Origin of the sequence: Acidisphaera rubrifaciens HS-AP3 (assembly GCF_000964365.1) — a bacterium.
GTDB classification, from domain to species: domain Bacteria; phylum Pseudomonadota; class Alphaproteobacteria; order Acetobacterales; family Acetobacteraceae; genus Acidisphaera; species Acidisphaera rubrifaciens.
In genome coordinates this window covers 1-5,204 of sequence record NZ_BANB01000115.1, presented here as the reverse complement: position 1 = coordinate 5,204, position 5,204 = coordinate 1, and the positions used below count along the sequence as shown (strand labels likewise).

5 protein-coding genes are annotated in these 5,204 nt (G+C 69.4%); 4 read left to right on the top strand and 1 reads right to left on the bottom strand.

The features are described 5' to 3' along the window. Positions 1-469 (bottom strand): amidohydrolase family protein (locus tag B8460_RS20820; RefSeq protein ID WP_048860378.1); only part of this gene is annotated, 469 nt, incomplete at its 3' end. Positions 470-680: 211 nt separating this feature from the next. Here B8460_RS20820 and B8460_RS04485 point away from each other — a divergent pair. From B8460_RS04485 to B8460_RS04465, 4 genes are all read left to right on the top strand, one after another. Further along, on the top strand, positions 681-1,499 hold the full coding sequence (locus B8460_RS04485) for a helix-turn-helix transcriptional regulator (RefSeq protein WP_048860377.1): 819 nt from the start codon (positions 681-683) through the stop codon (positions 1,497-1,499). Positions 1,500-1,669: 170 nt separating this feature from the next. Beyond that, entirely contained in the window at positions 1,670-3,757 is a 2,088-nt protein-coding gene (locus B8460_RS22820; RefSeq protein ID WP_206742639.1) for an ABC transporter permease, read from the top strand. Next, positions 3,757-4,539, top strand: coding sequence for an ABC transporter ATP-binding protein (locus B8460_RS04470; protein ID WP_048860376.1), 783 nt, complete (start codon positions 3,757-3,759; stop codon positions 4,537-4,539). Before B8460_RS22820 ends, B8460_RS04470 begins: the two co-directional genes overlap by 1 nt. Continuing rightward, on the top strand, positions 4,532-5,204 hold a 673-nt coding region (locus B8460_RS04465), incomplete at its 3' end, for an ABC transporter ATP-binding protein (RefSeq protein ID WP_048860375.1). The genes B8460_RS04470 and B8460_RS04465, both read left to right, overlap by 8 nt.

Below are 5,204 nucleotides of genomic sequence, written 5' to 3'. Positions count from 1 at the left end.
GCCACATCGGCGTGCCGTAGCCGAACACCGCCCGTATGCCCGACGCGAGCAGCCCATCCACGGCCGCATCGGCGTGCGCGGGCGTGTTGACGATGTGGCACCAGTCGAACAGCGTGGTGACCCCGCCGTTGAGCTGGTCGAGCGCGCCGGCGAGGTTGCCGATGCGCGCGTCCTCCGGCGTGTACAGCCGCACGATGTCGCCGATCACGCGGCCGAAATACTGATCGAGCGTCCAGTCGGCCGCTATGCCGCGCAACGCGGTCTGCCACAGATGCAGATGTGCGTTCACGAAGCCCGGGAAGGCGATCATCCCCCGCCCGTCGATCACGGTCACCGCCCAGTCCGTCAGGTCGCGGCCGATCGCGACGATGCGTCCCCGGTCGATCACGATGTCGCCCGGGTCGATGATGCCGAGCGCGGGGTCCATCGTGACGACCGTCGCGCCGCGTATGCGTATCCGGCTGGCCATGGCGTCTCTCGCACCTGCGAAATGGACTGTCCGGACAGCGGAGCACGGGACGGCACGGTTTGCTTTACATTCAGTATCGCTTCTGCCACGGTTTCACGCGTGCCTTTCACGCGAAGGGCGCGTGGTCCGCAACGAGAAAATGTCGGCCTCTGTGCCGGGGGGAAAACGTGGGCTGCAGTGCAGCAACCCACCTGCGCGACAGGCGTGCCGCTTGAGCTACGCGGTGGCCATCTGTCACGGTGTGTTCGGACGCGCGGTGCTGTTCCACCTCGACCGTCCGATGACCCGGCATCTGCATCGTGACGGCCATCTGCTGTTTCACGTGGACGGACCGCCCGGGCTGCTGGAAATCGCGGGGCGGCGATCGCTGCTGTCGCCGCTGTTCGGCGTCGCGGTCAACCCGTGGGAGCCGCACGCATGGGAACCGGCGCACCGCGACGGCACCCTCATGCTGGTGCTGTATGTCCGCCCGTCCTGGTTCGCGACCAACAGTCTTCTGTGCGGACAGGGATTCCGCTTCGCGCAGAGTACGATCGAGATGGTGCCGCTGCTCGGCCGCCGGGTGCTGGAGATCGCCGCCTTGCTGGAGACGGGAGCGGCGCCGACGCGCCTCGACGGGTTGCTCCTCGACCTCGTGCGCGAATGCCTCGCGCAGTCCGGCACGCCGACGGACGAGGGTGCCGGGCTGATGAACGCGCGCGACAGCCGTATCCGGCGGTCCATACGGCTGATGCTGGAGGATGCCGGCAACGCGGTCGAACTGGACGCGATCGCGGTGCGGGCCGGCCTGTCGCGGGCGCATTTCTTCAAGCTGTTCCGCAGCGAGATCGGCGCCACGCCCGGCCTCGTGCGCAATGCCATGCGCATGGAACGCGCGCTGATGGACCTGGCGGAGACACCGAAGCCGATCACCGATATCGGCTTCGATCTCGGCTTTGCTTCGACCAGCAGCTTCTCGCGCTTCTTCTCGCTCAACACCGGCCTGTCGCCGACCGAATATCGCCGCGTCGCCCGCATCTTCGGCGCCTGAACGCGGCGGGAATCAGATTATTTGGCAAGACCGCCCCCACCGTCCGACCTAGCGTCACGACGGGACCGGGACGGACGCGCGATGACACACACCGGATGAGCGAACGCCTTGCAACGCAACCGCCCGCCCCGCGCGCGGGCGCGGCCTTCGCGCCGGGGACGGCGGCCGTCATGCCGGCCGCGGGCGGCGGCGGGGTGATCGCGCGCCATCCGGTCTGGGCGACCGTCGTGGCCGTCCTGATCCTGCTGCTCGCGTGGCTGGTGTTCGGCGCGTGGCCGGCCGGCCTGATCGCCGTGCTGGGGCGCAAGCGGGTGGTGCTGAATGCCGTGCTGAACGGCCTGACGCTCGGCGGTCTGTATTTCCTCGTCGCCAGCGGCTTCACGCTGATCTTCGGCCTGATGCGCAACGTGAACCTGGCGCACGGCACGCTGTACCTTCTGGGCGGCTATGTCGGGTATGTCGTGGGCGTGGCCAGCGGGTCGTGGCTGCTCGCCTTCGTCGCCGCCGCCGCCGCCTCCGCCCTGCTGGGCCTGCTGCTGCAATGGGGCGTGTTCCGGCGCATGGAGGGCGAGGACCTGCGGCAGACGCTGGTCACGATCGGCATTTCGATTGTCGTCGGCGACCTGATGCTGTGGGTGTTCGGTGGCGACTTCTATCAGATACAGGCGCCGGATTCCCTGCTCGGCGCCGTCAAGCTGCCGATCGTCGTCGCGACGCGCGGCGACGGCAGCGCGGTGCTGCTGACCTATCCGCGCGTGCGGCTGGTGGTCTTCGCCGCGTCCGTCGTCATCGGCGTGCTGATGTGGCTGGCGCTGAACCGGACGCGCATCGGCATGATGATCCGCGCCGGCGTCGATGACCGGGACATGCTGGTCGCCTTCGGCAAGCCGGTGCAGCTCATCTTCGCGGCGGTGTTCGCCTTCGGCGCCGGACTCGCCGGGATCGCGGGCGTCGTCGGCGGCACGTTCCAGTCGCTCGCGCCGGGCGAGGACACGCATTTCCTGCTGGCGTCCCTCGTCGTGGTGATCGTGGGCGGGATGGGCAGCATCCCGGGGGCCGCGCTCGGTGCGCTGCTGATCGGGCTGTCGGAACAGGTGGGCATCGTCTACCTGCCGACCTATTCGGTCGTGCTGACCTTTCTCATCATGGTGGCCGTCCTCGCCTTCCGGCCGGCGGGGCTGCTCGGCCGGCACGTGGCGCCGGCACAGGCCGGGGCGAGCATGGCGCTGCTGGCCGCCGCCGCCGCGGCGCGTCGTCGTCCGCGCGGCGAGCCGGTGGTGTTCGGGCTGCGCGCGCCGACGCTGGTGGTCATCGCGGCGCTGCTGCTGATGCCGCTGGTCGCCAACGGCTTCTTTCTTGTCCAGGTCTTCGCCTGGTCGTTCGTCCTCGGCATGATCGCGCTCGGGCTGACCGTGCTCGCGGGCTATGGCGGGATGGTCTCGCTCCTGCAGATGACGGTCGCCGGCATCGCCGGCTACCTGGTCGCCGTGTTCGGCCATAGCGGCGTCACGACTGTCAGCCTGGGCTGGCCGTGGTGGGCGGCGGTGCTCGCGGCGATCCTGATTGCCGTCGCGTTCGGCACCGTCAGCGGCGCGCTGGCGGTGCGGACGGCGGGCATCTACACGATCATGATCACGCTCGCCATCGCCTCGGCGTTCTTCTATCTGACGCTCGAGAATTACGCGATCTTCAACGGGTTCTCCGGTTTCAACAGCGTCCCGGTCCCGCATGTCTTCGGCATCGACTGGCGCCGGCCGGTGGCGTTCTACTATCTCGTGCTGTTCTGGGCCGGGCTCGCCTATGTCGTCGCCGTCTTCCTGCGCCGCACCCCGTTCGGACTGGCGTTGCAGGGTGCGCGGGACAATCCGCGCCGCATGGCGGCGCTCGGCTTCAACGTCACGGCGCATCGCGTCGCCGCCTATGCCATCGCGTCGCTGATCGCGGCGGTGGGCGGGGTGTTGCTGGTCTGGCTGAACGGCGAGATCGCGCCGGGCACGGCGGGCGTGGGGCCGGTCGTCGACATCCTCGTCATCGCGGTGGTCGGCGGCATCGGCGATCCGATCGGCGCCTTCATCGGCGCGTTGATCTTCGTGCTGCTGCGCACCTTCGCCTCCGATGCGCTGACCTTCGTCGGGCTGAATCAGGAGCGGTTCCAGCTGCTGATCGGCCTCGGCTTCCTGCTGATCGTGTTCTTCTCGCCCGACGGCGTGCTCGGTCTCTGGGCACGCTGGCGGGGCCGGCCACGGGCGGCGGCGTGATGGCCAGCGTCGCGGAACGGCTGCAGGCGGCGGGCGCGGTCAACGCGCTGGAGCTGCGCGGTGTCACCCGCATGTTCGGCGCGCTCGCGGCGCTGACGGACATCACGCTCAGCGTGCGGCCGGGCGAGCGGCGCGCGGTGCTGGGATCGAACGGCGCCGGCAAGACGACGCTGTTCAACTGCATCACCGGCGACTTCCCGCCGACCTCCGGCACGATCCGGTTCTTCGGCGAGGACGTGACGGATTTCCCGCCGCAGGACCGCATCCGCCGGGGGCTGCGCCGCACCTATCAGATCTCGCAGCTCTTTGCCGGCATGACGGTCTTTGAGAACATCTATCTCGGCTGCCGCGGCGTCTCGCGCGGGCGCTTTTCCATGCGGCCGCCGCGCCGCGCCGACGCGCTGGTGCAGGCGGCGGAGGAGCTGTTGGACGCCGTGCATCTGGTGCCGGTGCGCGACCTGCTGGTGGCTGAACTCGCCTATGGGCAGCAGCGTCAGCTGGAAATCGCGCTCGCGCTCGCCGGGGCGCCGCGCTTCATTCTGTTCGACGAACCCGCCGCCGGCCTGTCGCCGACCGAGCGGTCGGAACTGCTCGAGATCCTCAACGCCCTGCCGCCGCATATCGGCTTCATCATCATCGAACACGACATGGACGTGGCGCTGCGCGTCGTCGACAGCGTGACGATGATGCACAACGGCCGCATCTTCAAGGAAGGCCGGCCGGAGGAGATCGAAAGCGACCCGGAGGTGCAGGAGCTGTACCTTGGCGGCGCCCATGCCTGACGCGGTTCCAACCCCGGCCGGCACGCCCGCGCTGGAGGTGCGGGGCCTGCATGTCTATCGCGGCCCCTCGCATGTCCTGCAGGGCGTGGATCTGCGGCTCGATCGCGGCGTGCTGTCGGTGATCGGGCGCAACGGCATGGGCAAGACCACGCTGTGCCAGACCATCATGGGTCTGCTGCGCAGCGCCGGCGGCTCGATCCGCGTGCATGGGACGGAGCTGACCACGCTGCGCGCCGGCCAGATCGCGAAGCTCGGCCTCGGCTACGTGCCGCAGGGGCGGCGCCTCTGGCCGTCGCTGAGCGTCGAGGAGCATCTGCGCCTGATCGCGACGGGCGGGGCGTGGACCGTCGACCGCGTGTTCCAGACCTTTCCCCGCCTCGCGGAACGGCGCGACAGCCTGGGTGGCCAGCTGTCGGGCGGCGAGCAGCAGATGCTGGCGATATCGCGCGCGCTGCTGGTGAACCCGCGCGTGCTCATCATGGACGAACCGACCGAGGGTCTCGCGCCGGTGATCGTCGCGCAGGTCGAGGAGCTGCTGCTGCAGATCGTGCGCGACGGCGACGTCTCCGTCCTGCTTGTCGAGCAGAATGTCGGCGTCGCGACCGAGGTCGCGGCCCGCGTCGCCATCATGATCAACGGCCGGATCAACCGCGAGATCGCCTCCG